This is a genomic window from Mycolicibacterium parafortuitum (assembly GCF_010725485.1).
Taxonomy (GTDB): domain Bacteria; phylum Actinomycetota; class Actinomycetes; order Mycobacteriales; family Mycobacteriaceae; genus Mycobacterium.
In genome coordinates this window covers 3,727,090-3,750,329 of record NZ_AP022598.1, presented here as the reverse complement: position 1 = coordinate 3,750,329, position 23,240 = coordinate 3,727,090, and the positions used below count along the sequence as shown (strand labels likewise).

Genomic DNA, 23,240 nt, shown 5'->3' with positions numbered 1-23,240 from the left:
CTCCTAGGTTCCGGGGATGGATTGCCCGATAATCGAGCCGGGTAAGCGCCGCCAAGGACCGTGCCATGAACGACACCAGACGAACGTATCGGGACCGGCAGGAGGCCGGTCGGGTTCTCGCGCGCGATCTCGCCCACTACGCCGGCCGCGACGACCTCTACGTGCTGGGGCTCGCGCGCGGCGGCATTCCGGTCGGCGCGGAGGTGGCCCTGGCGCTGCAGGCGCCGCTCGACGTCTGTCTGGTGCGCAAGCTCGGTGTGCCGCAGTGGCCGGAACTGGCGATGGGCGCGCTGGCCAGCGGCGGCGGGGTGGTGCTCAACGACGACCTGCTGCGCAGTCTCGGGATCGGCGATGACGTCGTACGTGAGGCGATCGCCCGCGAGACCGTCGAACTGCACCGGCGCGAGGAGGCCTATCGCGGCGACCGCGGCCCACTTCGGGTGGCCGGCCGCACGGTGATCCTCGTCGACGACGGGATCGCGACGGGTGCGAGCATGGTGGCGGCGGTGCGGGCCGTCCGGCAGGCCGGGGCGGCGCGGGTGATCGTCGCTGTGCCGGTGGGACCGCGGTCGGTGTGCCGGATGTTGCGCAAGGAAGCCGATGAGGTGGTGTGCTCGACGATGCCCGCCGACTTACAGGCGGTCGGGCAGGTATTCGCCGACTTCCACCAGGTCACCGACGACGAGGTCCGCGACCTGCTCGCGGCCGCCGGCTGACGGTCAGTTCTTCGGGGACTGCTCGTCCGCCGGTACGTCCTCGTCGACCGGCTCCGGCGCCGGCTCCGGTTCGGGTTCCGGTTCGATGTCGACGGTCTCGTCGTACTCCTCGGCGATCGGCGCCTCGTCCGGATAATCCTCGTAGTCGACCTCTTCGATGACTTCGGTGGAATCCGTTGTCTCCGAATCAGATTCGGCTCCGCTACCATCGCCGTTGCGGTCGCGGATGGCGTCGACGATCAACAGGATGACGCCGATCAGGCTCGCGGCGATACAGACCCATGCGATCAGCGCGTTGCTCGTGACAACAGCCAGCACCAAGGCGCCCAAGCCGATGACGGCGAGCACGAGCGCGACGATCAACATGGGTCTGCTCCGCCAGAAGTGAGTCGCACGCGGTTAGTTGTTGCCCCGGTTGAACTGGTTGAACCCGCCGTCGTTGTTGGCCCCGGAATCCACCGGTGCGGCCGAACCACGCTGGCCGAGCTCTTCGAGCTGCGACTCCAGGTAGGTCTTCAGACGGGTGCGGTACTCGCGTTCGAACGTGCGGAGCTGTTCCAGTCGACCCTCGAGCACGGTGCGCTGCTGGTTGATGGTGCCCATGATCTCGGCGTGCTTGCGCTCGGCATCGGCCTGCAGCGCGTCGGCCTTCTCCTGGGCCTGGCGCAGCTGCGTCTCCGACCGGGTCTGCGCGTCGGAGAGCATCGCGTCGGCACGCTGGCGCGCCTCCGTCACCGTCGTCTCGGCGGTCTGGCGCGCCTCGGTCACCAGCTGATCGGCCTGCGCCCGGGCGTCGGCGAGCATCTTCTCCGACTCCGCCTTGGCACTGCTGGTCAGGCGGTCGGCGGTGTCCTGCGCCAGGCTGAGCACCTTCGCGGCACGCAGGTGCTGGTCCTCGGTCGCCGGCGCCTGCTGGGCGGGCGCCTCATAGACCGGCTCCGGAGCGGGTGCGGGCTCGGGCTCAGGCTCGTAGGCTGGGATGGTCTGCGTCGGCTGGGCCGCCGCTCCCCCGGACCGCGCCGAGGCGAGTTCGTGGTCGAGCTCGGAGATCCGCTGACGAAGGTCGCTGTTCTCCTCGATCAGACGGGACAGTTCGTTTTCGACGAGGTCGAGGAACGCGTCGACCTCGTCCTCGTTGTAGCCGCGCTTGCCAATCGGTGGCTTGCTGAAAGCCACGTTGTGCACGTCGGCAGGAGTGAGCGGCATCGTCTGCCCCCTTGAGTCTGGACCGTCAACTGATCACGAAGTGTAAAGGCTGGGTGGAACGTAACTGGCGTCCATCCTGTCACACCAGACCCGGCGGTTGCAGTCGAGGCCGATAATTCGTCAGGCGGTGGCCGCTCCGAAGGCCAGCTGCATGCCGATGAACGCGAGCAGCAACAGCACCATGATCGACAGGTCGAACCGCACCGCACCTATCGTGAGCTGGGGAATCAGCCGGCGAAGCAACTTCACGGGCGGGTCGGTGAGCGTCATGATGATCTCCAGCACGACGACCGTCGCACCCCGCGGATGCCAGTCCCGACTGAACGATCGAATGAACTCGACCACGACCCGGGCGATCAGCAGCAGCCAGAAAACGAACAGCGCGAAACCCAGGATCTCGAAGAACAACGCCAACGAAGCCGACCTCACTCAGGCAGATGTGACTTTGACTACAGCCGCGAACCGACACCGTCCGTGCGGCTCAGCCAGCCTACCCGGGGTGAGAGCGGTGCCTACTGGTAGGAGTAGAACCCGGCCTCGGCGATACGCCGGCGCTGCTCGGCGGTGACATCGACATCCGCGGGCGACAGCAGGAACACCTTCGTCGCGACCTTGTCGAAGGAACCGCGCAGCGCGAACGCGAGCCCGGCGGCGAAGTCGACGAGTCGCTTGGCGTCGGCGTTGTCCATCGAGACCAGGTCCATGATCACCGGAGTGCCGTCGCGGAAGCGCTCACCGATGGTGCGGGCCTCGCTGTAGTCCTTCGGGCGCAGGGTCGTGATCTTGGCCAGCGGGCTGCCTGCCTCGAACAGCTCGGCCATGCCGCGCGGATCCATCGCCAGGGCCCCGCGGGTGGAGCCGCGCATCGCGCCGAAACGCGGAGGGGTGCGGTCGAATTCGCGCGGGGTACGCATCCGCGGCTCGAACCGGGCGTCGTCGAAACCGCCGGCGCGGTAGGCCGGGGGCTCGTCGTACTCGCGACGCCGGTCCTCCGGATGGCTGTCGTAGCCACGCTGGTAGTCGTCGTCGAACCGCTCCTCACGCGGGCGGCGGTAGCCGCGCGCGGATCCGCGGTCGTCATCCTCGTAGTAGTCGTCCTCGTAGTCGTCCATCGGCGCCATACCGAAGTAGGCCTTGACTTTGTGCAGTGTGCTCATTGTGTGGACCCTTCTGGCGGTGGCGCTGGCTCGGAGGATTCCAGCGGAACTGTTGTCTGTGATGAAGGTGTGACTCGTGTGACTACTGCGGGTGACGTTAGCGGTCGAGATCCCATTAGCGCGGTACCGACACGCACACAAGTTGATCCGTGTCGCACCGCCGCTTCGAGGTCACCGGACATCCCCGCTGACAAGCCAAGAGGTTGCTGATGATGCCGCTGCACCCGGTCACGCTCCTGCTGTAACCGGGCGAACGCTTCGCCGGGATCGGCACCTATCGGGGGAATCGCCATCAACCCGACGAACGCGAGCCCGTCCGCACCGTCGACCGCGGCGCACAGCTCGTCGATCCGGTCGGCCGCCGACACGTCGACACCGCCGCGCGACTCGTCGCCGTCGAGGCTGAGCTGCACGAACACCCGCAGCGGCGCGGCGCGCACGCCCGCCTCCAGCGCGGCCGACGCCGACCGGTCGAGCGCGGCAACGACTTTGGCGTTGTCGATGGAGTGCGCCGCATACGCCCACTGCCCGATCGAGCGGGCCTTGTTGCGCTGGATCCGGCCCACCATGTGCCACCGGACCGGCTCGCCGCCGAGCGGGCCGATCGCCTGCGCCACCCGCTCGACCTTGGCCGACGCCTCCTGATCGCGGGATTCGGCGAACGCGCGGCAGCCGAGCCGATACAGCGTCACGACATCGTCGGCCGGAAAGAACTTGGTGACCGGCAACAGCTCGATCTCCCCGACGTCACGCCCCGCGTCCTCGGCGGCGCGCGCCAACCGCTCACGCAGCGCGGCCAGCCGGTCGCGCAGTTCGTTCTCGCGCTCGGTGGTCACGATGCCGGCTCCAGCCAGATCAGCGACGCCAGCCGCCCGGTCGGATTGTCCCGGCGGTGGCTGAACAAGTTGCGGTCCTCGACCGTGCAGCGCGGGTCGACGTCGATCGCGCGCACCCCGAGACCACGCAGCTGGTTGGCGATACCGGCGCGCAGATCGAGACCGGGCGTGCCGCGGCCGGTTCGGGTCCGGCTTCCCGGCAGTGCCCGTTCGACCTCGGCGGCCATCGGTTCGGGCACCTCGTAGTTGCGTCCGCTGACCGCGGGACCAAGGAGCACCGACACGTCGGCGACGTCGGCGCCGGCGTCGACCATCGTCTCCAGTGCCCGGGCCACGATCCCGGCGGCGGCACCGACGCGGCCGGCGTGCACCGCGGCGATCACCCCGGCCCGCGCGTCGGCCATCAGCACCGGCACGCAGTCGGCGGTCACGACCGCCAGCGCCAACCGCGGCACGGTGGTCACCAGGCCGTCGGTCTCGTCCACGGTCTGGGCGCGGTCGACGACGGCGATGTTGGCGCTGTGCACCTGGTTCATCCACACCAACCGGTCGTCGCCGAGCCCGACGGCCTCGGCCAGCCGGTGCCGGTTGGCCGCTACCGCTGCCGGGTCGTCGCCGACATGGTCGCCGAGATTGAACGTCGCGTACGGCGGTGTGGAAACCCCGCCCGCACGGGTGGTGGTGACGCGCCGGATACGGAAGGTCACCTGAGCAACCCTACGAGCTAGTGGCGCATGAACGGAGGCACGTCGACGTCGTCGTCCGATATCCCGCCGTCGTCACCGCCGCCGATGCGCACCGTCGCCCCGTTGGTGTGCCCCGCGGGCACGCTGGTCGGGTCGGCCGGTTCGAAGATCGACGAGTTCACCCGGCCCGCCGTGCCCGGCGCGATCGGCTGCGAGGCCGGCGCGGCGGCCGGCTGCGCTTCACCGGTCACCGGCTTGCGCCCCGGTCCGGCCGCGTCGAAGCCGGCGGCGATCACGGTGACCCGGACCTCGTCACCGAGCGAATCGTCGATGACGGTGCCGAAGATGATGTTCGCATCCGGGTGCGCGGCCTCCTGGACCAGCGAGGCGGCCTCGTTGATCTCGAACAGACCGAGGTCACTGCCACCGGCGACCGACAGCAGCACGCCCTGCGCGCCCTCCATCGAGGCCTCCAGCAGCGGCGAGTTGATCGCGATCTCGGCGGCCTTGAGCGCACGGCCGTCGCCGCGGGCCGAGCCGATGCCCATCAGCGCGGTGCCTGCGGAGCTCATCACGCCCTTGACGTCGGCGAAGTCGACGTTGATCAGGCCGGGGGTGGTGATCAGGTCGGTGATGCCCTGCACGCCGTTGAGGAGGACCTCGTCGGCGCTGCGGAACGCGTCCATCAGCGACACCGCGGCGTCGCCCATCTGCAGCAGGCGGTCGTTGGGGATCACGATCAGGGTGTCGCAGCTCTCGCGCAGCGCCTGGATGCCCTCGGCCGCCTGATTGCTGCGGCGCTTGCCCTCGAACGAGAACGGCCGGGTCACGACACCGACGGTCAGCGCTCCGAGCTTGCGTGCGATCGACGCGACGACGGGTGCGCCGCCGGTGCCGGTGCCGCCGCCCTCGCCCGCGGTGACGAACACCATGTCGGCGCCGCGCAGCAGCTCCTCGATGTCGTCCTTGGCGTCCTCGGCGGCCTTACGGCCGACCTCGGGATCCGCTCCGGCGCCGAGACCGCGGGTCGAGTCGCGGCCGACGTCGAGTTTGACGTCGGCATCGCTCATCAACAACGCCTGGGCGTCGGTGTTGATCGCGATGAACTCGACGCCTTTGAGACCCTGTTCGATCATCCGGTTGACGGCGTTGACGCCACCGCCGCCGATGCCGACCACCTTGATCACAGCGAGGTAGTTATGCGGGGGGGTCATCGATTGCCCTTCCTGCCTGGTTGCCTGTCTGGTAACGGATAACCGCTGGAGCAAACCCTCAACCTCAACCAGAGGCTTAGAGTTATGTCAAGTTGTTCCGCGCAAACAGAACGGTAGGGCCGGGCCCCACCCAAGCCGGGCAGGCGCGCCGAAACGACACGACAAAAAAGTTTTCTCGCTACTTGACGGTCGGCAGGTCCGGACTCGACACGTCGTAGACCTGACCGGGCTGCGTCAGCAGCGCGGCCAGTTTGAGGGCCTTTTCCTCGGTACGGTCGGTGGTCCCCCACACCACAGTCCTGCCGTCGATCAGGGTCAGCGTGATCGCCGCCACCGATGGCGCCGACACGCGGCCCACCTGCACGGCCACGTCCGGCCGCAGTGACGTCATCACCTGCAGCGCGGCCTGGGTGGCCGGATCACCGGGTCCGGGGTTCTCGGTGTCCAGGTACGGGATGCCCGGCGGCGGCGGTGCCGTCGCGAAGTCCACGCCGTCCTTGTCGAACAGGTGCACACCGTCCGGATAGTCGCGGAGCACGACCGGCACCCGCTCGACGATCGTGATCCGCAGCGTCGACGGGTACTGGCGCTGCACCCGCGCCGACGCGACCCGGCGGATCCCGGCCACCCGCTCCGCGACGGCGTCGGTGTTGACCTGCAGCAGCGGGGTGCCCGGCGCGACAGCGGCCGCGCCGACCACCTCGTCCTGGGTCACCGCGCCGACGCCGACGACCACGATGCTGCGCGCCGACATGATCGGGGTGAAGTACAGCAGCAGCCCGATCCCGACCACGACCACCGCGAGCACGGCCGTCCACATCAGGAATTTCAGACCGCGCACCGTGCCGCGCCCCAGCGTCTTGGCCTGCGGCGCCTCCGCGCCCATCACCTTGCGTTTGGCCTCGACGCGGGCCGTCTCGATCGCGCGGGCCCGGGCCTGGGCGGCGCGCCGCTCCTCGCGTTCGCGCCGGGCCCGGCGCCGCGGCCCCTCGGTGTCCTCGACGTCCGGTTCGGGCGGATCCTGCACTGGGGTCTCCGCCGGGGCCTCCGGCTCGGCGGCGGGTTCGGTCGGCTCGGTCATGTCCGGGCCCGCACCTCGGCGAGGATCTCGGTGCCGAGCAGCGTGACGTCACCGGCGCCCATCGTGACGACCACGTCGCCGGGCGCGAGCACCGCCGCGACCCGGGCCGCCACCGCGGAGAAGTCCGGGACGTAGGTCACCGGCACGGTGACCGCGTCGGCGATGGTGGCGCCGCTGACCCCGGCCAGCGGCTGCTCGCGCGCGGCGTACACGTCGAGCACGAAGACCTCGTCGGCCGTGCTCAGCGCGGCGGCGAACTCGGCGGCGAAAGTCTCTGTGCGCGAATACAGATGGGGCTGGAACACCGCGACGGTGCGGCCGGCGCCTGCCTGCTCGGCGACGGCACGCAACGCGGTCAGCGCGGCGCGCACCTCGGTCGGGTGGTGCGCGTAGTCGTCGAACACGCGCACGCCGTTGGCGGTTCCGACGAGCTCGAAACGGCGTCGCACACCGTCGAATCCGGCCAGCCCGTCGAGCACCGCATCGACGTCAGCGCCCACCTCGACGGCGGCCAGCAGCGCGGCGAGCGCATTCAGCGCCATGTGCCTGCCCGGCACGGACAGTCGCATGGTCCGTGGCAGTCGCTGCGCCCCGAGTTCGATCTCGGCCACCGCGCCGGTACCCTGCTGCGCCCAGTCCAGCAGCGTGGCCTCCAGGCCGGGTTCGCTGCCGTAGCGAAGCACCCGGACACCGCGCCGACGTGCGCGGTCGGCCAGCGCGGCCGCACCGGGGTCGTCGACACAGACCGCAAGCGCGCCACCGGGTTTGATGCGGTCGACGAACTCGTCGAACACCGCCGTGTAGGCCTCCACGGTGCCGTAGAAGTCCAGGTGGTCGGCCTCGATATTGGTCACGACCGCGACGTCGGGGTGGTATTCGAGCAGCGAACCGTCGCTCTCGTCGGCCTCGGCGACGAACGTGCCCCCGCTGCCGTGATGGGCGTTGGTGCCCGACTGGCCGATGTCACCACCGACGGCGAACGACGGATCGAATCCGCAGTGCTGCAACGCCACGATGGTCATCGAGGTGGTCGACGTCTTGCCGTGGGTGCCGGTGACCAGCACCGTCGTGTAGCCGTCCATCAACCGGGCCAGCACCGCGGGCCGCAGGATCACCGGGATGCCGCGCCTGCCCGCTTCGACGAGTTCGGGGTTGGTCTTCGGGATCGCCGCGTGCGTGGTCACCACCGCGGTCGGCCCACCGGGCAGCATGTCGAGCGCGGACGGGTCGTGCCCGATCCGGACCTCGGCGCCGCGCGCCCGCAGCGCGACGATGCCGCGGGACTCCTTCGCATCGGATCCGGAGACCTGCGCACCGCGGTCCAGCAGGATTCGGGCTATGCCCGACATCCCGGCACCGCCGATCCCGACCATGTGCACCCGCTGCAGTTCGGCGGGCAGCGTCGCGGGATGGTGACCGGTCATCGCCGGCTCCCGGCCCCGCGCGCCACCTCGAGCGCGATCTCGGCGACCCGGGTCGCGGCCTCTGGATGGCCGGCGAGCGCGGCCGCCGACGTCATCTCCGCCAGCCTGTCGGTGTCGGTGAGCAGTTCGGTCACCGTGCGCGCGACGAATTCCGGTGTCAGCGACTGGTCGTCGACGACGAGGCCGCCGCCGGCCTGCACCACCGGAAGCGCGTTGAGTCGCTGCTCGCCATTGCCGATCGGCAGCGGCACGTACACGGCGGGCAGACCCACCGCGCTGACCTCGGCGACGGTCATCGCCCCGGATCGGCAGACCGCCAGGTCGGCGGCCGCGTACGCGAGGTCCATCCGGTCCAGGTACGGCAACGCGACATACGGCGGATCGCCCGGCTGCGGCGTGCGTAGATCGAGGACGTTCTTCGGGCCGTGCGCGTGCAGCACCGAGATCCCGGCTGCGGCAAGGCTTTCCGCCGCACCGGAGACCGCACGATTGAGTGACTGCGCCCCCTGGGAGCCGCCGAACACCAGCAGCACGCGGGCGTCGTCGGCGAAGCCGAAGTACGCGCGCGCCTCGGCCCGCAGCGCCACCCGGTCCAGCGAGGTGATCGCCGCGCGCACCGGGACCCCGACCACCTCGACGCGGCCCAGCCCGGGATCGGGTACCGCGGACAGCACGCGCTGCGCGATCCGGGCGCCGACCTTGTTGGCCCATCCGGCGCTCGCGTTGGCCTCGTGCACCACGACCGGCACGCGCCCCCGGGCGGCGAGGTAGGCAGGCACCGCGACGTAGCCGCCGAACCCGATGACCACGTCGGCGTCCACGGCGTCGAGCACCTCCCGCGTCTGCTTGACCGCCCGGCGCACCCGCAGCGGCAACCGCAGCAGGTCGCCGGAGAGCTTGCGCGGCAGCGGCACCGGGGTGATCAGTTCAAGGTCGTAGCCGCGCTGCGGGACCAGCCGGGTCTCCAGACCCCGCTCGGTGCCCAGCGCGGTGATCCGCACGCCCGGGTCGAGCGCGACCAGGGCGTCGGCGACCGCCATCGCGGGTTCGATGTGGCCTGCCGTGCCACCACCGGCAAGGAGGACCGAAAACCCTGTCACCCGTAACGCTGACCTTCCAGTGTGCGGGCCCGTCGGCCCTGATTACGCCGGGTATCACCGTAGTCGCCGGAGGACCGTCCCGACCGCACCGGGTGGCGCGCGGTCGAGGTGGTGCGGGCCCGAGGCTTCTTCTTGTCGGGCTTCTCGGCTCGTGCCGCCTTTCCCGATTTTGCCGGCTTCGCCGCCTTCTTCGGCTTGCCGGTGCGCTCCGGCCGCTTACGCAACCGGTCGCGCAGCGCCTCGGTGCGGCTCGGGACGTAGGGCGCGGGCAGCGGCAGCCGCAGGAAGCGGTTGACCCGGTCGTCGCGGCCGGCGCGCAGCGCGGCGACCGCCTCAGGTTCGTGGCGGGCGGCGTTGGCCATGATGCCGATCATGAAGAGCGTGGTCGCCGTCGAGGTGCCGCCCGAGGAGATCAGCGGCAGCTGCAGACCCGTCACGGGCAGCAGTCCGACGACGTAGCCGACGTTGATGAAGACCTGGGACAGGATCCACAGCGTCGCGGTCGCGGTGAGCAGGCGCAGGAACGGGTCGGCAGAACGGCGCGCGATGCGCATCCCGGTGTAGCCGAACAGGCCGAACAGCACCAGCAGACCCGCGGCGCCGACGAAGCCCAGTTCCTCGCCGATGATCGCGAAGATGAAGTCGTTGTGCGCGTTGGGCAGGTAGTTCCATTTGGCGGTGCCCTGACCGAGACCGTCGCCGAAGACGCCACCGTTGGCGAGCGCGAACCGGGCCTGCCGGGCCTGGTAGCCCGCGCCCTGGCTGTCGGCGGCGGGATTCAGCCAGGACTGCACGCGCGCCGAGCGGTAGCCCTCGGCCAGGGCCAGCACGACGCCGGAGACCAGCACCGCGCCCAGTGAGGCCAGGAACACCCGCAGCGGCAGGCCCGCGTACCAGAGCAGGCCGAGCAGGATGACGCCCATCGACAGCGTCTGCCCGAGGTCGGGCTGGGCGACGATCAGCGCCAGCGCGATCACCGTGGCGGGCACCAGCGGCACCAGCATCTCGCGCAGCGACGCGTGCTCCATGCGCCGCGCGGCGAGCAGATGCGCACCCCAGATCGCCAACGCGATCTTGGCCAGCTCCGAGGGCTGCATCGAGAACCCGGCGACCACGAACCAGCCCCGGGAACCGTTGGCCACCTTGCCGATTCCGGGGATCAGCACCAGCACCAGCAGCACGATCGTGAACGCGAACCCGGTGAACGCGAACCGGCGCATCATCGCGACCGGGAGCCGCAGCGCGACGTAGAACCCGAACAGCCCGATGATCGTCCACAGCAGCTGTTTGGCGAACACCGACCAGGGTGAGCCCTCCTGGTCGTAGGAGTAGACACCGGAGGCCGACAGCACCATCGTCAGCCCCATGGTGAGCAGCAGTACGGTGATCGCGACGATCAGGTGGAACGACGTCATCGGGCGGCCCAGCCACGCCCCGACGCGGGTCCGCGGCATGGGCAGCGCACCGTCCGCCGCGGTGACCGCCGCATCCGGCGAGGCGGCCGGGTTGGCGCGGCGGTGGCGCAACCGGCTCAGGATGTTGCTCACTGGCGCGCCCGGTTACCGCAGCGCTGCGTGGACTGCCGCGGCGAACGCGTCACCACGATGGCCGTAGCTGCTGAACTGGTCGAATGAGGCGCCGGCGGGGGCCAGCAGCACGGTGTCGCCGGGCCGGGCCAGGCTCTGTGCGGCGTCGACGGCGGCGCCCATCACGGCCTCGGACAGCGACTGCTCCCCCACCTGAACCACTCGAGTCACACGAGTAACAGCTGACTCATCTTTCTCAAGCACCACAGAATCCTCCCCCGTCACAAGCTCGACGACGGGGACATCCGGTGCGTGTCGCGCCAAAGCGTTACCGACGGCCGCGCGATCGCGGCCGATCAGCACCGCACCGACCAGCCGATCGGCGGTCGCGGCCACCAACTCGTCGACCGAGGCGCCTTTGAGCAACCCGCCCGCGATCCACACCACCCGCGGGAACGCGCTGATCGACGCGTGCGCGGCGTGCGGGTTGGTGGCCTTCGAATCGTCGACATAGGTGATGCCGTCCGCGGTCGCGACCACCTCGGCGCGGTGCCTGCCGACCTGGAAGCCCGCCAGCGCGGCGGCGATCGCGGCCGCGGGCACGTCCACGGCGCGGGCCAGGGCCGCCGCGGCGAGCGCGTTGAGCACGCCGACCGGACCCGCGACCGTGATGCTGTCCGCAGGCGCCAGCACCAGAGCGTCGCCGAACGCGTTGTCCGTCAGCAGGCCGTCGCGCACGCCCAGTTCACCCGGCCCCGGCTCACCGAGCCGGAACCCGGCCTTCACCGGCGCCGGCGCACCGGCCAGCAGCCCGGCGGCGATCGGGTCGTCGAGCCCGCCGACAGCGACCCGACCGGTCAGCGCGCGGCCCTTGTCCTGCGCGTAGGCCGCCATCGAGCCGTGCCAGTCGAGGTGGTCCTCGGCGACGTTGAGCACCGCGCCGGCCTCGGGCCGCAGCGACGGCGCCCAGTGCAACTGGAAGCTGGACAGCTCGACGGCCAGCACCTCGGCCGGCCGGTCCAGGACCGCCAGCACCGGATCGCCGATGTTGCCGCACAGCACCGCGCTGCGGCCGGCGGCCTCCAGCATCGCGAACAGCATCGACGTGGTCGTGGTCTTACCGTTCGTGCCGGTCACCACGAGCCATTTGCGGGGCGGACCGAACCGGCCCGACCGGTCCAGCCGCCACGCCAGCTCGACATCGCCCCACACCGGGACGCCGTGCGCGGCGGCCGCGGCCAGCACCGGTGCCGTCGGCGGAAACCCCGGGCTGGTCACGACCAGGTCGAAGTCGGAGACACGGGCCACCGCGTCGGCCGGAGCGGCGACGTCGACGCCGCGCTGGGCCAGCGCGGCGCGCGCCGCCTCGCTGTCGTCGGTGACGGTGGCGCGTGCCCCGAGCGACGTCAGTGCCGCCAGGATCGCCTCGCCGGTCACCCGCGCGCCGGTGACCAGAACGGACAGCCCGACAAGGTCGTCCACGTCAGGCCCCGACAGTGGTCAGCCATTCGCTGTAGAAGAGCGCGACACCGAGCCCGCACGCGATCGCGGTCAACAGCCAGAACCGGATGATCACCGTGGTCTCCGCCCAGCCGACCAACTCGAAGTGGTGGTGGAACGGCGCCATCCGGAACACCCGGCGGCCGGTGGTGCGGAACGCGAGGATCTGCACGACGACCGAGGTGACCTCGGCGACGAACAGCGCGCCGAGCACGACGGCCAGCATCTCGGTGCGGCTGGTGACCGACAGGCCGGCGATCACGCCGCCCAGCGCCAGCGATCCGGTGTCACCCATGAAGATCTTGGCGGGCGCGGCGTTCCACCACAGGAAGCCGATACACGCGCCCGCGGTCCCCGCCGCGATGATCGCCAGGTCCAGCGGATCACGGACGTTGTAGCAGCCGACGCCGGGCGCGGTCGCGCACGCATTGCGGAACTGCCAGAACGTGATCAGCACGTAGGCCGCGCACACCATCGCCATCGCACCGGCGGCCAGCCCGTCGAGGCCGTCGGTGAAGTTCACCGCGTTCGACCACGCGCTGACGATCACGACGCAGAACAGCACGAACACCGCAGGTGCCAGCGTGACCGTCGCGATCTCGCGGACGTAGGACAGCTCCGGGCTGCCCGGGGTCAGGCCGTCGGCGTTGGCGAACTGCAGCGCCAGCACACCGAACAGCACCGCCGCGACCAGGATGCCGATCGTCTTCGCGGTCTTGTTCAGCCCCAGGTTGCGGGCCCGGCGCAACTTGATCATGTCGTCGAGGAACCCGACCACACCCAGCGAGGTGGCCAGGCCGAGCACCAGCAGACCCGACGCCGACGGACCCTTGCCGTCGATCAGCACGCCGACCAGGTGGGTGCCGAAGTAGCTCGCCCACATGCCGGCCAGGATCGCGACGCCGCCCATCGACGGGGTGCCGCGCTTCTTGTGATGGCTCGGCGGCCCGTCCTCACGGATCTCGTGGCCGAATCCCTGTTTGGTGAACAACCGGATCAGCGCCGGGGTCAACAGGATCGACACCGCCACCGCGATCGCGACGGCGATCAGGATCTGCCTCATCGGCCGCCCTCCGTCGCCAGTGTCTCGGCCAGCGCACCCAGGCCCGCGGAGTTGGAGGCCTTCACCAGCACGACGTCGCCGGGCCGCAGCTCGTCGCGCAGCAGCGCCAGCGCCGCGTCGGCGTCGGCGACCTGCGTCGCCTCGGAACCCCACGACCCTTCCATGACCGCACCGTGCAGCATGGCGCTCATAGGCCTCCCGGATCCGACGACGATGAGTCGAGAGACATCTAAGCGCACCGCCAGCCGGCCGATGCGGTCATGCTCGGTAATGGCGTCCTCGCCGAGCTCGGCCATCTCGCCCAATACCGCGAAGCTGCGGCGTTTCGGTGTGCCGCCCCGGCTCATCCACGCCAGCGCTTTCAGCCCGGCCTGCATCGAGTCCGGGTTCGCGTTGTACGCGTCGTTGACCACGGTGACACCGTCGGCCCGGGTACTGACCTGCATCCGGTGCCGCGACACCGGCCCGGCGGCGCCGAGCGCGGCGGCGATCTGCTGCGGCGTCGCGCCGCACTCCAACGCGACGGCCGCGGCGATCAGCGCATTGGAGACCTGGTGGTCGCCGTGCACCGCGAGGGTCACCGGAACCTGTTCAGCGCCCGCGCGCAGCGTGAAGGTGGGCCGCGCCAGCGGGTCGAGGCTGACACCGTCGGCGCTGACGTCCGCGCCCGGCGAGTCGCGCCCGACGCGCACCACCCGCGCGGCGGTCTTGTCCGCCATCGCGGCCACCGCGGGGTCGTCCGCATTGAGGATCGCCACGCCCGATTCCGGAACCGCCTGCACCAGTTCGGATTTCGTCGCGGCGATGGCTTCGCGGGAACCGAACTCGCCGAGGTGCGCGGTGCCGACGTTGAGCACCGCCCCGATGGTGGGCGTTGCGATACGGGCGAGCGCGGCGATGTTGCCGGGGTGCCGCGCCGACATCTCCAGCACCAGGAAATCGGTGGATTCGGTCGCGCGCAGCACCGTCCACGGGTGACCGAGTTCGTTGTTGAACGACCCGGGTGGGGCGATCACCTCGCCGAGCGGAGCGAGCACCGCGGCGATCAGGTCCTTCGTCGAGGTCTTGCCCGACGAGCCGGTGATGCCGATGATGGTCAGCCCGCCCTCGACGAGCTTCGCGGCGACCGCGGCCGCCAGCTTCGCCAGCGCGGCGAGCACGGCGGCCCCGGAACCGTCGGCGTCGTGTTCGAGCACCCCGGCGGTCCCGGCGGGGTGCTCGACCACGACGGGATCAACCACGACGGCGGGCACGCCGACCGGGCGGGCGGCCAGCACCGCCGCGGCACCCGATTCGACGGCGGCGGCGGCGAAGTCGTGCCCGTCGGTGCGGGCTCCGGGCAGCGCGAGGAACAGTCCGCCCTCGGTCACCGCGCGCGAGTCGAACTCGACGGTGCCGGTGATACGGATGCGTTCGGCCTCGGCGGCAGACACGTCGGAGAGACGGCCACCGACGATCTCGGCGACCTGGGCCAGCGTCAACTCGATCATCGCGGCGACCGCCCGGTCTGCAGCGCGTCCAGCGCCGCGGCCAGTTCCTCGCGGTCGTCGAACGGCGTGGTCTGTCCGCGGCTGGTCTGGCCGGCCTCGTGTCCCTTGCCCGCGATCAGCACGATGTCGCCGGTACCCGCCCAGGCCACCGCGTGGGCGATGGCCGCACGCCGGTCCCCGATCTCGACGACCTCGCCGACGGCGCCGGTGGCGCCGGTGGCGCCGCGCAGGATCGCCGCGCGGATCTCTGCCGGATCCTCGTCGCGCGGGTTGTCGTCGGTGACCACGACCAGGTCGGCCAGTTCGGCCGCGACCCGGCCCATCGGTTCACGCTTGCCCTGGTCCCGGTTGCCGCCTGCGCCGAACACCACCGCCAGGCGTCCCGTGCACTGGGCGCGCAGGGTCTGCAGCACCGCCTGCAGCGCACCTGGTTTGTGGGCGTAGTCGACCAGCGCGAGGAATTCCTGTCCGCGGTCCACGGCCTCCAGCCGTCCCGGCACCGTCGCATCCCGCAGCCCGGGCGCGGCCTGTTCCGGCGACACACCGACCGCATCCAGCAGCGCGACCGCGAGCAGACAGTTCGCGATGTTGTAGCCGCCGGGCAACCCGATCTCCAGACCGTGGTGCACCCCGGCCGGGTCGACCGCCAGGAAATCCTGCACACCGCCGTCGACCGAGCGGATCTCGTCCACGTGCCAGTCGGCGGGCCCGGTGGCGCTGACGGTCACCGCGTCCGGGACACGCTCGGTCAGGGCCCTGCCCCACTCGTCGTCGACGCACACCACCGCCTGCTGGGCGTGGATCGGTGAGGCCGGGTCGAACAGCCGGGCCTTGGCCTCGAAGTAGTCCTGCATGGTCGGGTGGAAGTCGAGGTGGTCGCGCGACAGGTTGGTGAAACCGCCGACGGCGAAGCAGACGCCGTCCACCCGGCCGAGCGTCAGCGCGTGGCTGGACACCTCCATCACCACGGTGTCCACCCCCTGCTCCAGCATCACCGCGAGCAGCGCCTGCAGGTCGGGGGCCTCCGGCGTCGTCAGGCCACCCGGCTGATGGTGCCCGTCGATGCGGACCCCGACGGTGCCGATCAGGCCCGCGACCCGGCCCGCCGCCCGCAAACCCGCCTCGACCAGGTAGGTCGTGGTGGTCTTGCCCGAGGTGCCGGTCACCCCGATCACCCGCAGTTTCTGCGACGGCCGACCGTAGACCGCCGAGGCGACGTCGCCGAGCACGGCGCGCGGGTCCGGGTGCAGCAGCACCGGGACCCCGAGGTCGCCGGCCTGCGCCGAACCGTCGGGGTCGGTCAGCACCGCGACGGCGCCGCGCGCGACGGCGTCGGCGGCGTAGCGCGCACCGTGGGCCTTCGCGCCGGGCAGTGCGGCGAACAGGTCCCCTGGCGCCGCGTCCTGCCCGCGCAGCGTCACACCGATGACCTGGACGTCCGGGACCGCGGTGGCGGGCTCGGCGGACACCAGGCCGGCAAGCTCGGAGAGCGGGAGACCGACGGGATGGGTGGGGCGCAGATTCATGGCGATCACACAGTACCGATCACCGGAGGTCCGATTCCCCCGTCGCTCCGCCTTTTCACCCGGCCTGAAGCGTCAGCGGCGCACCCGGATCCGGCGACAGCGGCACGTTCTCCCGCTGCAGCAGCCACGACGCGATGGTGTGGAACAGCGGCGCGGCCGAGGAGCCCGGCGAGCCGTCGGCGGCGCGGTGCGGTGCGTCGAGCATCACGCCGATCACGTACCGGGGGTCGTCGGCCGGGGCCATCCCGGCGAAGGTGATCCAGTAGACGTCGCTGTAGTAGCAGCCGCAGGCGGGGTTGATCTGCTGGGCGGTGCCGGTCTTGCCCGCGATCTGGTAGCCCTCGACGGCGGCCTGCGGTCCCGTGCCCTGCTGGATGCCGCGCGGATCGCGCTGCACCACCGACCGGAACATGTCGCGCACCGTGCGCGCAGTCTCTGCGGATACCACCCGGATACCGTCCGGGCGGGGCTCCTCGGTGCGGGTACCGTCGGGCGCGACGGTTGCCTTGAGGATTCGCGGCGGGATCCGCACACCGTCGTTGGCGATGGCCTGGTAGATCGCGGTCATCTGCAGCAGGGTCATCGAAAGACCCTGCCCGATCGGCAGATTGGAGAAGGTGCTGCCCGACCACTGATCGATCGGCGGTACCAGGCCCGGGCTCTCACCGGGCAGCCCGACCCCGGTGCGCTGCCCGAGACCGAACAGCCTGAGCATGTCGGCGAACTTCTCCGGCCCGAGCCGCTGCGCCAGCATCAGCGTGCCGACGTTGGACGACTTCCCGAACACGCCCGTGGTGGTGTACGGCATCACGCCGTGCTCCCACGCGTCGCCGACGGTGACGCCGCCCATGTGGATGGAGCCGGGGACCTGCAGCACCTCGTCGGGCGTGGTCAGCTTGTTCTCGATCACCGCGGCGGCGGTGATCATCTTGTTCACCGAGCCGGGCTCGAACGGCGACGACACCGGCAGGTTGCCCAATTGACGGTGATCCTGGCGGCTGATGTCCTGCGCCGGGTTGAACGTGTTGTCGTTCGACATCGCCAGCACCTCACCGGTTTTGGCGTCGAGCACGACGGCCGAGGCGTTCTTGGCCCCGGAGGCGTCCTTGGCCAGCTGCACCTGCTGCTGCACGTGGAACTGGATATCGTCGTCGATGGTCAGTTCGACCGTCGAACCGTTGACGGCGGTATGGCGGTTCCGGTAGCTGCCCGGGATGACCACACCGTCGGAGCCGCGGTCGTAGGTGACCGACCCGTCGGTGCCCGCGAGTACGGAGTCCAGCGAATCCTCAAGTCCGAGAAGGCCGTGCCCGTCCCAGTCGATGCCGCCGATGATGTTGGCGGCCAGCGACCCGCCGGGATACTGGCGCAGATCCTGGCGCTCGGCGCCGACCTCGGGGAACTTCTCGATGATCGCGTCAGAGATGGCCGGGTCGACCGCACGGGCGAGATAGACGAACGTCTCGTTGCTGCGCAGCTTCTTGAGCACGGTCGCGGTGTCGGGTTTACCGCCCAGCCGTTGCGACACCTCGGCGGCGATCTCGCGCAGCCGGGCGTCGGGCTCGGGTGCGTCGTCGGACTTCGCCCTGGCCTCGTCGAGTTGCTTGCGCACCCGGACCGGCTGGAACGTCAGCGCCCTGGCCTCGGTCGTGAACGCGAGCTTGTCGCCGTTGCGGTCGACGATCGACCCGCGCAGCGCGGGCTCGATGTCGGTGACCTTGAGCTGACCGGCCGCCTCGGCGCGCAGCCCCTCGGCCTTGGGCACCTGGAGGGTGAACAGCTGGGCTGCCGCGATGACCAGGAGCAGGAAGATCGCCGCATTGCCCGCGCGGTGCCGGAACACGAACGACGCACTGCGCAAACCGGTCTGGGGAGCGGGCTGCCGTGTGCGCCGGGCCCGGGCGGAGCGTTCCCGGCTCACACGCCCGCCTCGGGCACCGGCACGGGCGCCGGCTCGGGCACGGGAGCGGGAATCGGCGCGGGTGCAGGTGCGGGTTCGATCGGACCCGGCATCGGCAGATCTCCCGACACCGCGTGCGGCATCTCCCCGGGCTGCGGTACGGCAGGCAGCACGGCGCCGGGCGGTACCACACCGGGAACAGCGCCGGGAACCGGAAGAACTTGCGGCACTTCGAGTCCCGGCACTGCCAGCGGCAGCGCGGGCAGTCCGGCGGACGGCGCCGTCGGCACGCGTACCGGCACCTCGCGGGGCTCCACGACGCGCGGGGCGGGCGGGGCCGGAGGCACCGGATCGGGCAGCGGCGGGTTCAACGGGGGCGGCGGAACGCCTTCGGCCGGTTTGGGCGTGCCGACCACCACCCAGTTGCCGGCCGGATCCTGCACCAGGTGCGCGGTGTCCCGGGACGGGATCATGCCCAGCTCGCGGGCCGCCTCGGCGAGCGCAGGCGCGGCCTGGGCCTGCAGCACGTCGCGCTCGAGCGCCTCTTTCTGCTGCATCAGAGCCTGGTTGACCTGGCGTGCGCTGCCGAGCCGGTAGGACCGTTCGGCCGCGTCGGTGGACAGCCACAGTGTCACGCCGAGACCGACGCCGAGCGCCGCGATGACCAGCACGACGAACGGCACCCGCGAGACCAGGCGACGCGGGTTCAGGTCGATCGAGGCCAGCCGGACCAGCAGCCGTTCACGCAGCGGGGGCCGAACAACCTTGGGAGCCTTGGCCTTCCGGGCCTTGGCGCGCGCCTTGGCCTGGGTCGCGCTCTTCGGCCGTGCCGGGGTGTCGACCGGGCGCGAGGACGGTGTGGACCGCGGCGCCGACCGCTGCGGGCGCCCGTCACGGGTTGCCTTGCGGCCGCGCGGCGGAGCGTCGGTGGGCATCCGCTTGGCCTCGCGCACGCCGGCGCGCTTGGCCCGTGGCTGCGCTGTGCGCTCCCTGTCGCGGGTGCGGACGCCGTCGCGTGGTGGCTTCTTCGCCTTCATCGCTCTCCCCCAACTTTTTCCACTGCGCGCAACCGGACGGGGGCGCTTCTCGGATTCCGTTCGATCTCTTCTGCGTCGGCGCGCTCGGCACCGCGGGTCAGCGCGGTGAATTCGGGCCCGTGCCCTGGCAATTCGACCGGCAGCCCGGGCGGGGTGCGCGACGCGGTCGCGGCGGCGAAGGCCGTCTTGACGATCCGGTCCTCCAGCGACTGATAGGCCATCACCGCCAGCCGGCCGTGCGGGCGCAGCGATCGCAGCGCCGCCGGGATCGCGGCACGCAGCGAGTCCAGCTCCGCGTTGACCTCGATGCGCAGCGCCTGGAACGTGCGTTTGGCGGGATGGCCGCCGGTGCGGCGGGCCGGGGCCGGGATGGCCTGGTAGAGAAGTTCGACCAGTTGTCCGGTGGTCTCGAACGGCTCGGTCTTGCGGCGCCGGACGACATGCGCGGCGATGCGGCCGGCGAACTTCTCCTCGCCGTACTCGCGCAGCACCCGGGCCAGCGCCCGTTCGTCGTAGGTGTTCAGGATCTGGGCGGCGGTCAGATCCGATCCGGAATCCATCCGCATGTCCAGCGGCGCGTCGCTGGCGTAGGAGAATCCGCGCTCGACCCGGTCGAGCTGCATCGAGGACACTCCGAGGTCGAACAGGATCGCGTCCACACTGCCGCCCGCGGCAGTGGCCACCGCGTCGGCGATCCCGTCGTAGCGGGTGCGCACCAGCGTGACCCGGTCGGCGAACGGCGCCAGCCGCTGTCCGGCGATGTGCAGCGCGTCGGGGTCGCGGTCGAGTCCGATCAGGCGCACGGCCGGGAACTGCGTCAGGAATCGTTCCGAATGTCCGCCGGCGCCGAGGGTGGCGTCGACGATCGTCGCCCCGGCCCCGTCGGCGCTGACGCGCGTCAGGGCAGGCGCCAGAAGTTCGACGCACCGGTCCAGCAGGACCGGGATATGAGGCTGGTCATCCACCATGGCTGCACTTCGAGGAATCGGGGCGGCCCCTGCAGTGAGGTCCCTGCCCGAGAGCGCGAACCTGACGTCGGGGAAGTACGTCAGGGCCGGATCGGACAGAGGCCACACTGCACGGGCCTGCGGGCCGGGGGCCAGATCAGAGGATGTCGCCGAGTGCTTCATCGCTGGCCGCGGAGAAGTTCTCTTCGTGTAGCTCCTGGTATTCCTGCCAGGCCTGGGCGTCCCAGATCTCCAGGAAGTCGATCGAACCGATCACCACGCACTCCTTGGACAGGTTCGCGTAGCGGCGGTGTTCAGGTGACAACGTGATGCGGCCTTGTGCATCGGGGTACTGCTCGTCGGTGCTTGCGGCCAGGTTGCGCAGATACGCGCGTGCCTGGGGATTTCCGCGCTTGGCCTTCGACGAGATCTCGGCGATCATCTCCTCGAACTCGGCCCGCGGGTGGACAGCCAGGCTGTGATCTTGGCTCTTGGTGACCATCAACCCTCCTGCCAGCGCGTCGCGAAACTTGGCGGGCAACGTCAGCCGCCCTTTGTCATCGAGCTTGGGCGTGTAGGTGCCGAAGAACATCTCGCCACCTCGCAGCCCTCGCTCAAGCCTTGCTGTAACGGAACTCCGGTCGCTCCGTTGTCCGCCACTTTACCCCACAATCCCCCACTTTGCTCCAAATACTGCCGCGCGTTTCCACCCATCCCCCACTTCCAGGGCTTTCGCCATCGTGGGACGCCGACGCCGGAGCGCCGCCGACCTCGCATCAACGGCGGTCACCTGGGCAAATAGCCCCGGTGGGGAGATGTGGGGCAAAAAAGAAGGGGCAGCCCTATGGGCTGCCCCTGTTCCAGGTGGAGGGTCTACTCGTCGAAGCGGCGGCGGAACCGGTCTTCCATCCGACTGGTGAACGAACCGCCGGCACCCTTGGCACGTTTCTGACGCTGAGCTGCCAGATCGTTGGGGATCCGCTCGCCCTTGCCGACGCGCGGCCCGGTGATCGCGAAGATGACACCGCCGAACATCACGATGAAGCCGATCACCGACAGCACGGGCAGGCTGCCGATCCAGGTCGCCCTGAACGCGACACCGGACACCAGCATCGCCAGGCCGAGCACGAACAGGGCGACGCCTTGCAGACGGCGCCGCGTCGACGGAGCGCGCAAAGTGCCGCCCCGAACGCTCGACGCGAACTTGGGGTCCTCGGCATAGAGCGCGCTCTCGATCTGGTCGAGCATGCGCTGCTCATGATCGGAGAGTGGCATTCGTCCCTCCCTCTTGCCGTGGGGGCGTCGCAGTCGTTCGAAGAAATCATGCATGCCCGCGTGTACGGGCACTTAACAGTAATGATACGAGGTGAAACTAAGCCGTACCACCTACTTCAGTGCCCGATTCTATGACGTACACCGCTGGTGGAAGTCAGCGCATCCACTTCCCGAATAATGGAGGCGGCCGCACGATCCAACTCCGGGAGGGCGAACCCTTGGCGACACGTCTGATCGATCTGTCGCCCGCCGATATGCAGCAGCGTCTCGGCGACGCGCTGGCCATCTACGTCGACGCCATGCGCTACCCGCGCGGCACCGAGCACCAGCGGGCGTCCATGTGGCTGGAGCACATCCGCAGGCAGGGCTGGAAGGCCGTGGCCGCGGTCGAGGTCCCCGACGAGATGGCCGGGGACACACCAGACGCTCCCCCACCGAGCGCCCCGATGCTCGGGATCGCCTACGGCTACTGCGGCGCCCCCGACCAGTGGTGGCAGCAGCAGGTCATCTCGGGGCTGCGCCGCAGCGGCGCCGACGGGTCGCGCATCGAGGAGTTGATGACCAGCTACTTCGAGCTCACCGAACTGCACATCCACCCGCACGCCCAGGGCCGCGGCCTCGGGGAGGCGCTGATCCGCCGGTTGCTCGACGGACGCACCGAACGGCAGGTGCTGTTGTCCACCCCGGAGATCAACGGTGAGGACAACCGGGCCTGGCGGCTGTACCGCCGGCTCGGCTTCACCGACGTCATCCGCGGATACCACTTTGCGGGCGACCCCCGTGCGTTCGCGATCCTCGGCCGCACACTCCCGCTGACCTGAACGAGTCCGTCTGGCACGATGACCAGGTGCTGACCCGTCCCCGCACCGGCAGGCGACTGCTCGCGCTGATGCTGATGCTGTTGGTGCTCGCGCCTTCGCTGATCGGTTGTGTCCGTGTCCGGGCCTCCATCACCGTGTCGCCCAACGACCGCGTCTCCGGTCAGATCATCGCCGCGTCGATCCCCCGCGATGACGACGACCAGGGCCCGCAGCTGCTCAACAACCTGCCGTTCGCGCAGAAGGTCGCGATCTCCGAATACAGCAGAGACGACTACGTCGGCTCGCAGGCAACGTTCTCGGACCTGACCTTCGCCGAACTGCCGCAGCTGGCGGCGATGAACCGGGACGCCGCCGGAGTGGACATCTCCCTGCGCCGCGCGGGCGACCTGGTGATCCTGGAGGGCCGCGTCGATCTGACCTCGCTGAACGACCCCGAAGCCGACGTGTCGTTGTCGGTGGCGTTCCCCGGTGAGGTCACCTCCACCAACGGCGACCAGATCTCGTCCTCGGTGGTCGAGTGGAAGCTGCGCCCCGGCGTGGTCAGCACGATGACCGCCCAGGCCCGCTACACCGATCCCAGCGCCAGGTCGTTCACCGGTGCGGCGATCTGGTTGGGCGTCGCGTCGCTGCTGGTCGCCGGGATCACCGGGTGGCTGGCCTACAACAGCAGAGACCGATCCCCGCGGCCGGGCGACTCACCGGAGCCGAAGGCTTTACGCTGAACAGTCGGGGGTT

General features: G+C 70.4%; 23 protein-coding genes. 3 read left to right on the top strand and 20 right to left on the bottom strand.

Translation table 11 applies throughout. From position 1 onward, the window contains the following. Positions 1 to 65 precede the first annotated feature (65 nt). Positions 66 to 716, top strand: a complete 651-nt coding sequence (locus NTM_RS17980; RefSeq protein WP_163767029.1) for a phosphoribosyltransferase — start codon at positions 66 to 68, stop codon at positions 714 to 716. Positions 717 to 719: 3 nt separating this feature from the next. Here the strand turns inward: NTM_RS17980 and NTM_RS17975 are convergent, their stop codons facing one another. The 20 genes from NTM_RS17975 to NTM_RS17880 all read right to left on the bottom strand — a co-directional run bounded on the left by NTM_RS17975 (position 720) and on the right by NTM_RS17880 (position 21,684). Beyond that, entirely contained in the window at positions 720 to 1,082 is a 363-nt protein-coding gene (locus NTM_RS17975) for a phage holin family protein (RefSeq protein WP_104865248.1), read from the bottom strand. A 33-nt stretch (positions 1,083 to 1,115) separates the two neighbouring features. Further along, positions 1,116 to 1,922, bottom strand: coding sequence for a DivIVA-like cell division protein Wag31 (gene wag31, locus NTM_RS17970; RefSeq protein ID WP_104865249.1), 807 nt, complete (start codon positions 1,920 to 1,922; stop codon positions 1,116 to 1,118). A gap of 120 nt (positions 1,923 to 2,042) precedes the next feature. After that, positions 2,043 to 2,336 carry a YggT family protein gene (locus NTM_RS17965; protein ID WP_104865250.1) on the bottom strand — a complete coding sequence of 98 codons (294 nt, stop codon included), beginning with the start codon at positions 2,334 to 2,336 and terminating at the stop codon, positions 2,043 to 2,045. A 98-nt stretch (positions 2,337 to 2,434) separates the two neighbouring features. After that, entirely contained in the window at positions 2,435 to 3,079 is a 645-nt protein-coding gene (locus NTM_RS17960; protein WP_104865251.1) for a cell division protein SepF, read from the bottom strand. Continuing rightward, a complete protein-coding gene (locus NTM_RS17955; protein WP_163767028.1) occupies positions 3,076 to 3,915 on the bottom strand; it encodes a YggS family pyridoxal phosphate-dependent enzyme in 840 nt (279 codons plus the stop codon). The genes NTM_RS17960 and NTM_RS17955 overlap by 4 nt, the downstream gene beginning before the upstream one ends. After that, positions 3,912 to 4,622, bottom strand: coding sequence for a peptidoglycan editing factor PgeF (gene pgeF / locus NTM_RS17950; RefSeq protein ID WP_163767027.1), 711 nt, complete (start codon positions 4,620 to 4,622; stop codon positions 3,912 to 3,914). The genes NTM_RS17955 and pgeF overlap by 4 nt, the downstream gene beginning before the upstream one ends. A 17-nt stretch (positions 4,623 to 4,639) precedes the next feature. Then, positions 4,640 to 5,815: a cell division protein FtsZ gene (gene ftsZ, locus NTM_RS17945; RefSeq protein WP_083146063.1), complete on the bottom strand. Its 1,176-nt coding sequence runs from the start codon at positions 5,813 to 5,815 to the stop codon at positions 4,640 to 4,642. Positions 5,816 to 5,993: 178 nt separating this feature from the next. Continuing rightward, positions 5,994 to 6,896, bottom strand: a complete 903-nt coding sequence (locus tag NTM_RS17940; RefSeq protein ID WP_163767026.1) for a cell division protein FtsQ/DivIB — start codon at positions 6,894 to 6,896, stop codon at positions 5,994 to 5,996. Continuing rightward, entirely contained in the window at positions 6,893 to 8,320 is a 1,428-nt protein-coding gene (gene murC / locus NTM_RS17935) for a UDP-N-acetylmuramate--L-alanine ligase (RefSeq protein ID WP_163767025.1), read from the bottom strand. The genes NTM_RS17940 and murC overlap by 4 nt, the downstream gene beginning before the upstream one ends. Next, the gene (gene murG, locus NTM_RS17930) at positions 8,317 to 9,420 is read right to left on the bottom strand and encodes an undecaprenyldiphospho-muramoylpentapeptide beta-N-acetylglucosaminyltransferase (RefSeq protein WP_104865256.1); all 1,104 of its coding nucleotides are present in this window, start codon (positions 9,418 to 9,420) and stop codon (positions 8,317 to 8,319) included. The genes murC and murG overlap by 4 nt, the downstream gene beginning before the upstream one ends. Then, positions 9,417 to 10,967, bottom strand: a complete 1,551-nt coding sequence (ftsW, locus tag NTM_RS17925) for a putative lipid II flippase FtsW (RefSeq protein ID WP_104865257.1) — start codon at positions 10,965 to 10,967, stop codon at positions 9,417 to 9,419. Before ftsW ends, murG begins: the two co-directional genes overlap by 4 nt. A gap of 12 nt (positions 10,968 to 10,979) precedes the next feature. Beyond that, the gene (gene murD, locus NTM_RS17920; RefSeq protein ID WP_163769536.1) at positions 10,980 to 12,443 is read right to left on the bottom strand and encodes a UDP-N-acetylmuramoyl-L-alanine--D-glutamate ligase; all 1,464 of its coding nucleotides are present in this window, start codon (positions 12,441 to 12,443) and stop codon (positions 10,980 to 10,982) included. Further along, a complete protein-coding gene (gene mraY, locus NTM_RS17915; RefSeq protein WP_083146057.1) occupies positions 12,430 to 13,509 on the bottom strand; it encodes a phospho-N-acetylmuramoyl-pentapeptide-transferase in 1,080 nt (359 codons plus the stop codon). Before mraY ends, murD begins: the two co-directional genes overlap by 14 nt. Next, positions 13,506 to 14,999, bottom strand: coding sequence for a UDP-N-acetylmuramoyl-tripeptide--D-alanyl-D-alanine ligase (locus NTM_RS17910; RefSeq protein ID WP_163767024.1), 1,494 nt, complete (start codon positions 14,997 to 14,999; stop codon positions 13,506 to 13,508). The genes mraY and NTM_RS17910 overlap by 4 nt, the downstream gene beginning before the upstream one ends. After that, a complete protein-coding gene (locus NTM_RS17905; protein WP_163767023.1) occupies positions 14,996 to 16,525 on the bottom strand; it encodes a UDP-N-acetylmuramoyl-L-alanyl-D-glutamate--2,6-diaminopimelate ligase in 1,530 nt (509 codons plus the stop codon). The genes NTM_RS17910 and NTM_RS17905 overlap by 4 nt, the downstream gene beginning before the upstream one ends. A 55-nt stretch (positions 16,526 to 16,580) precedes the next feature. Next, positions 16,581 to 18,446, bottom strand: coding sequence for a peptidoglycan D,D-transpeptidase FtsI family protein (locus NTM_RS17900; RefSeq protein ID WP_104865260.1), 1,866 nt, complete (start codon positions 18,444 to 18,446; stop codon positions 16,581 to 16,583). Continuing rightward, entirely contained in the window at positions 18,443 to 19,462 is a 1,020-nt protein-coding gene (gene ftsL, locus NTM_RS17895) for a cell division protein FtsL (protein WP_163767022.1), read from the bottom strand. The genes NTM_RS17900 and ftsL overlap by 4 nt, the downstream gene beginning before the upstream one ends. Beyond that, the gene (rsmH, locus tag NTM_RS17890; RefSeq protein WP_179963955.1) at positions 19,459 to 20,592 is read right to left on the bottom strand and encodes a 16S rRNA (cytosine(1402)-N(4))-methyltransferase RsmH; all 1,134 of its coding nucleotides are present in this window, start codon (positions 20,590 to 20,592) and stop codon (positions 19,459 to 19,461) included. The genes ftsL and rsmH overlap by 4 nt, the downstream gene beginning before the upstream one ends. Then, entirely contained in the window at positions 20,567 to 21,001 is a 435-nt protein-coding gene (locus tag NTM_RS17885; protein WP_083146052.1) for a division/cell wall cluster transcriptional repressor MraZ, read from the bottom strand. The genes rsmH and NTM_RS17885 overlap by 26 nt, the downstream gene beginning before the upstream one ends. A 281-nt stretch (positions 21,002 to 21,282) precedes the next feature. Further along, complete coding sequence (locus tag NTM_RS17880) at positions 21,283 to 21,684, bottom strand: SCO2097 family morphological protein (RefSeq protein ID WP_083146051.1); 402 nt, start codon at positions 21,682 to 21,684, stop codon at positions 21,283 to 21,285. A gap of 218 nt (positions 21,685 to 21,902) precedes the next feature. On the opposite strand from NTM_RS17880, the gene NTM_RS17875 reads away from it, so the two are divergent. Then, a complete protein-coding gene (locus tag NTM_RS17875; RefSeq protein ID WP_163767020.1) occupies positions 21,903 to 22,505 on the top strand; it encodes a GNAT family N-acetyltransferase in 603 nt (200 codons plus the stop codon). Between the two features lie 26 nt (positions 22,506 to 22,531). After that, the gene (locus tag NTM_RS17870; protein WP_272955233.1) at positions 22,532 to 23,227 is read left to right on the top strand and encodes an LppM family (lipo)protein; all 696 of its coding nucleotides are present in this window, start codon (positions 22,532 to 22,534) and stop codon (positions 23,225 to 23,227) included. The last annotated feature ends 13 nt before the right edge of the window (positions 23,228 to 23,240 follow it).

Bases quoted from the DNA above. Each gene is read 5' to 3' on its own strand.
- wag31 (WP_104865249.1), bottom strand. From the start codon at position 1,922: ATGCCGCTCACTCCTGCCGACGTGCACAACGTGGCTTTCAGCAAGCCA.
- NTM_RS17980 (WP_163767029.1), top strand. From the start codon at position 66: ATGAACGACACCAGACGAACGTATCGGGACCGGCAGGAGGCCGGTCGG.
- NTM_RS17880 (WP_083146051.1), bottom strand. From the start codon at position 21,684: ATGCCACTCTCCGATCATGAGCAGCGCATGCTCGACCAGATCGAGAGC.
- NTM_RS17885 (WP_083146052.1), bottom strand. From the start codon at position 21,001: ATGTTCTTCGGCACCTACACGCCCAAGCTCGATGACAAAGGGCGGCTG.
- murC (WP_163767025.1), bottom strand. From the start codon at position 8,320: ATGACCGGTCACCATCCCGCGACGCTGCCCGCCGAACTGCAGCGGGTG.
- ftsL (WP_163767022.1), bottom strand. From the start codon at position 19,462: ATGAAGGCGAAGAAGCCACCACGCGACGGCGTCCGCACCCGCGACAGG.
- NTM_RS17975 (WP_104865248.1), bottom strand. From the start codon at position 1,082: ATGTTGATCGTCGCGCTCGTGCTCGCCGTCATCGGCTTGGGCGCCTTG.
- mraY (WP_083146057.1), bottom strand. From the start codon at position 13,509: ATGAGGCAGATCCTGATCGCCGTCGCGATCGCGGTGGCGGTGTCGATC.
- rsmH (WP_179963955.1), bottom strand. From the start codon at position 20,592: ATGAAGCACTCGGCGACATCCTCTGATCTGGCCCCCGGCCCGCAGGCC.
- NTM_RS17905 (WP_163767023.1), bottom strand. From the start codon at position 16,525: ATGAATCTGCGCCCCACCCATCCCGTCGGTCTCCCGCTCTCCGAGCTT.
- NTM_RS17910 (WP_163767024.1), bottom strand. From the start codon at position 14,999: ATGATCGAGTTGACGCTGGCCCAGGTCGCCGAGATCGTCGGTGGCCGT.
- ftsZ (WP_083146063.1), bottom strand. From the start codon at position 5,815: ATGACCCCCCCGCATAACTACCTCGCTGTGATCAAGGTGGTCGGCATC.
- NTM_RS17940 (WP_163767026.1), bottom strand. From the start codon at position 6,896: ATGACCGAGCCGACCGAACCCGCCGCCGAGCCGGAGGCCCCGGCGGAG.
- NTM_RS17960 (WP_104865251.1), bottom strand. From the start codon at position 3,079: ATGAGCACACTGCACAAAGTCAAGGCCTACTTCGGTATGGCGCCGATG.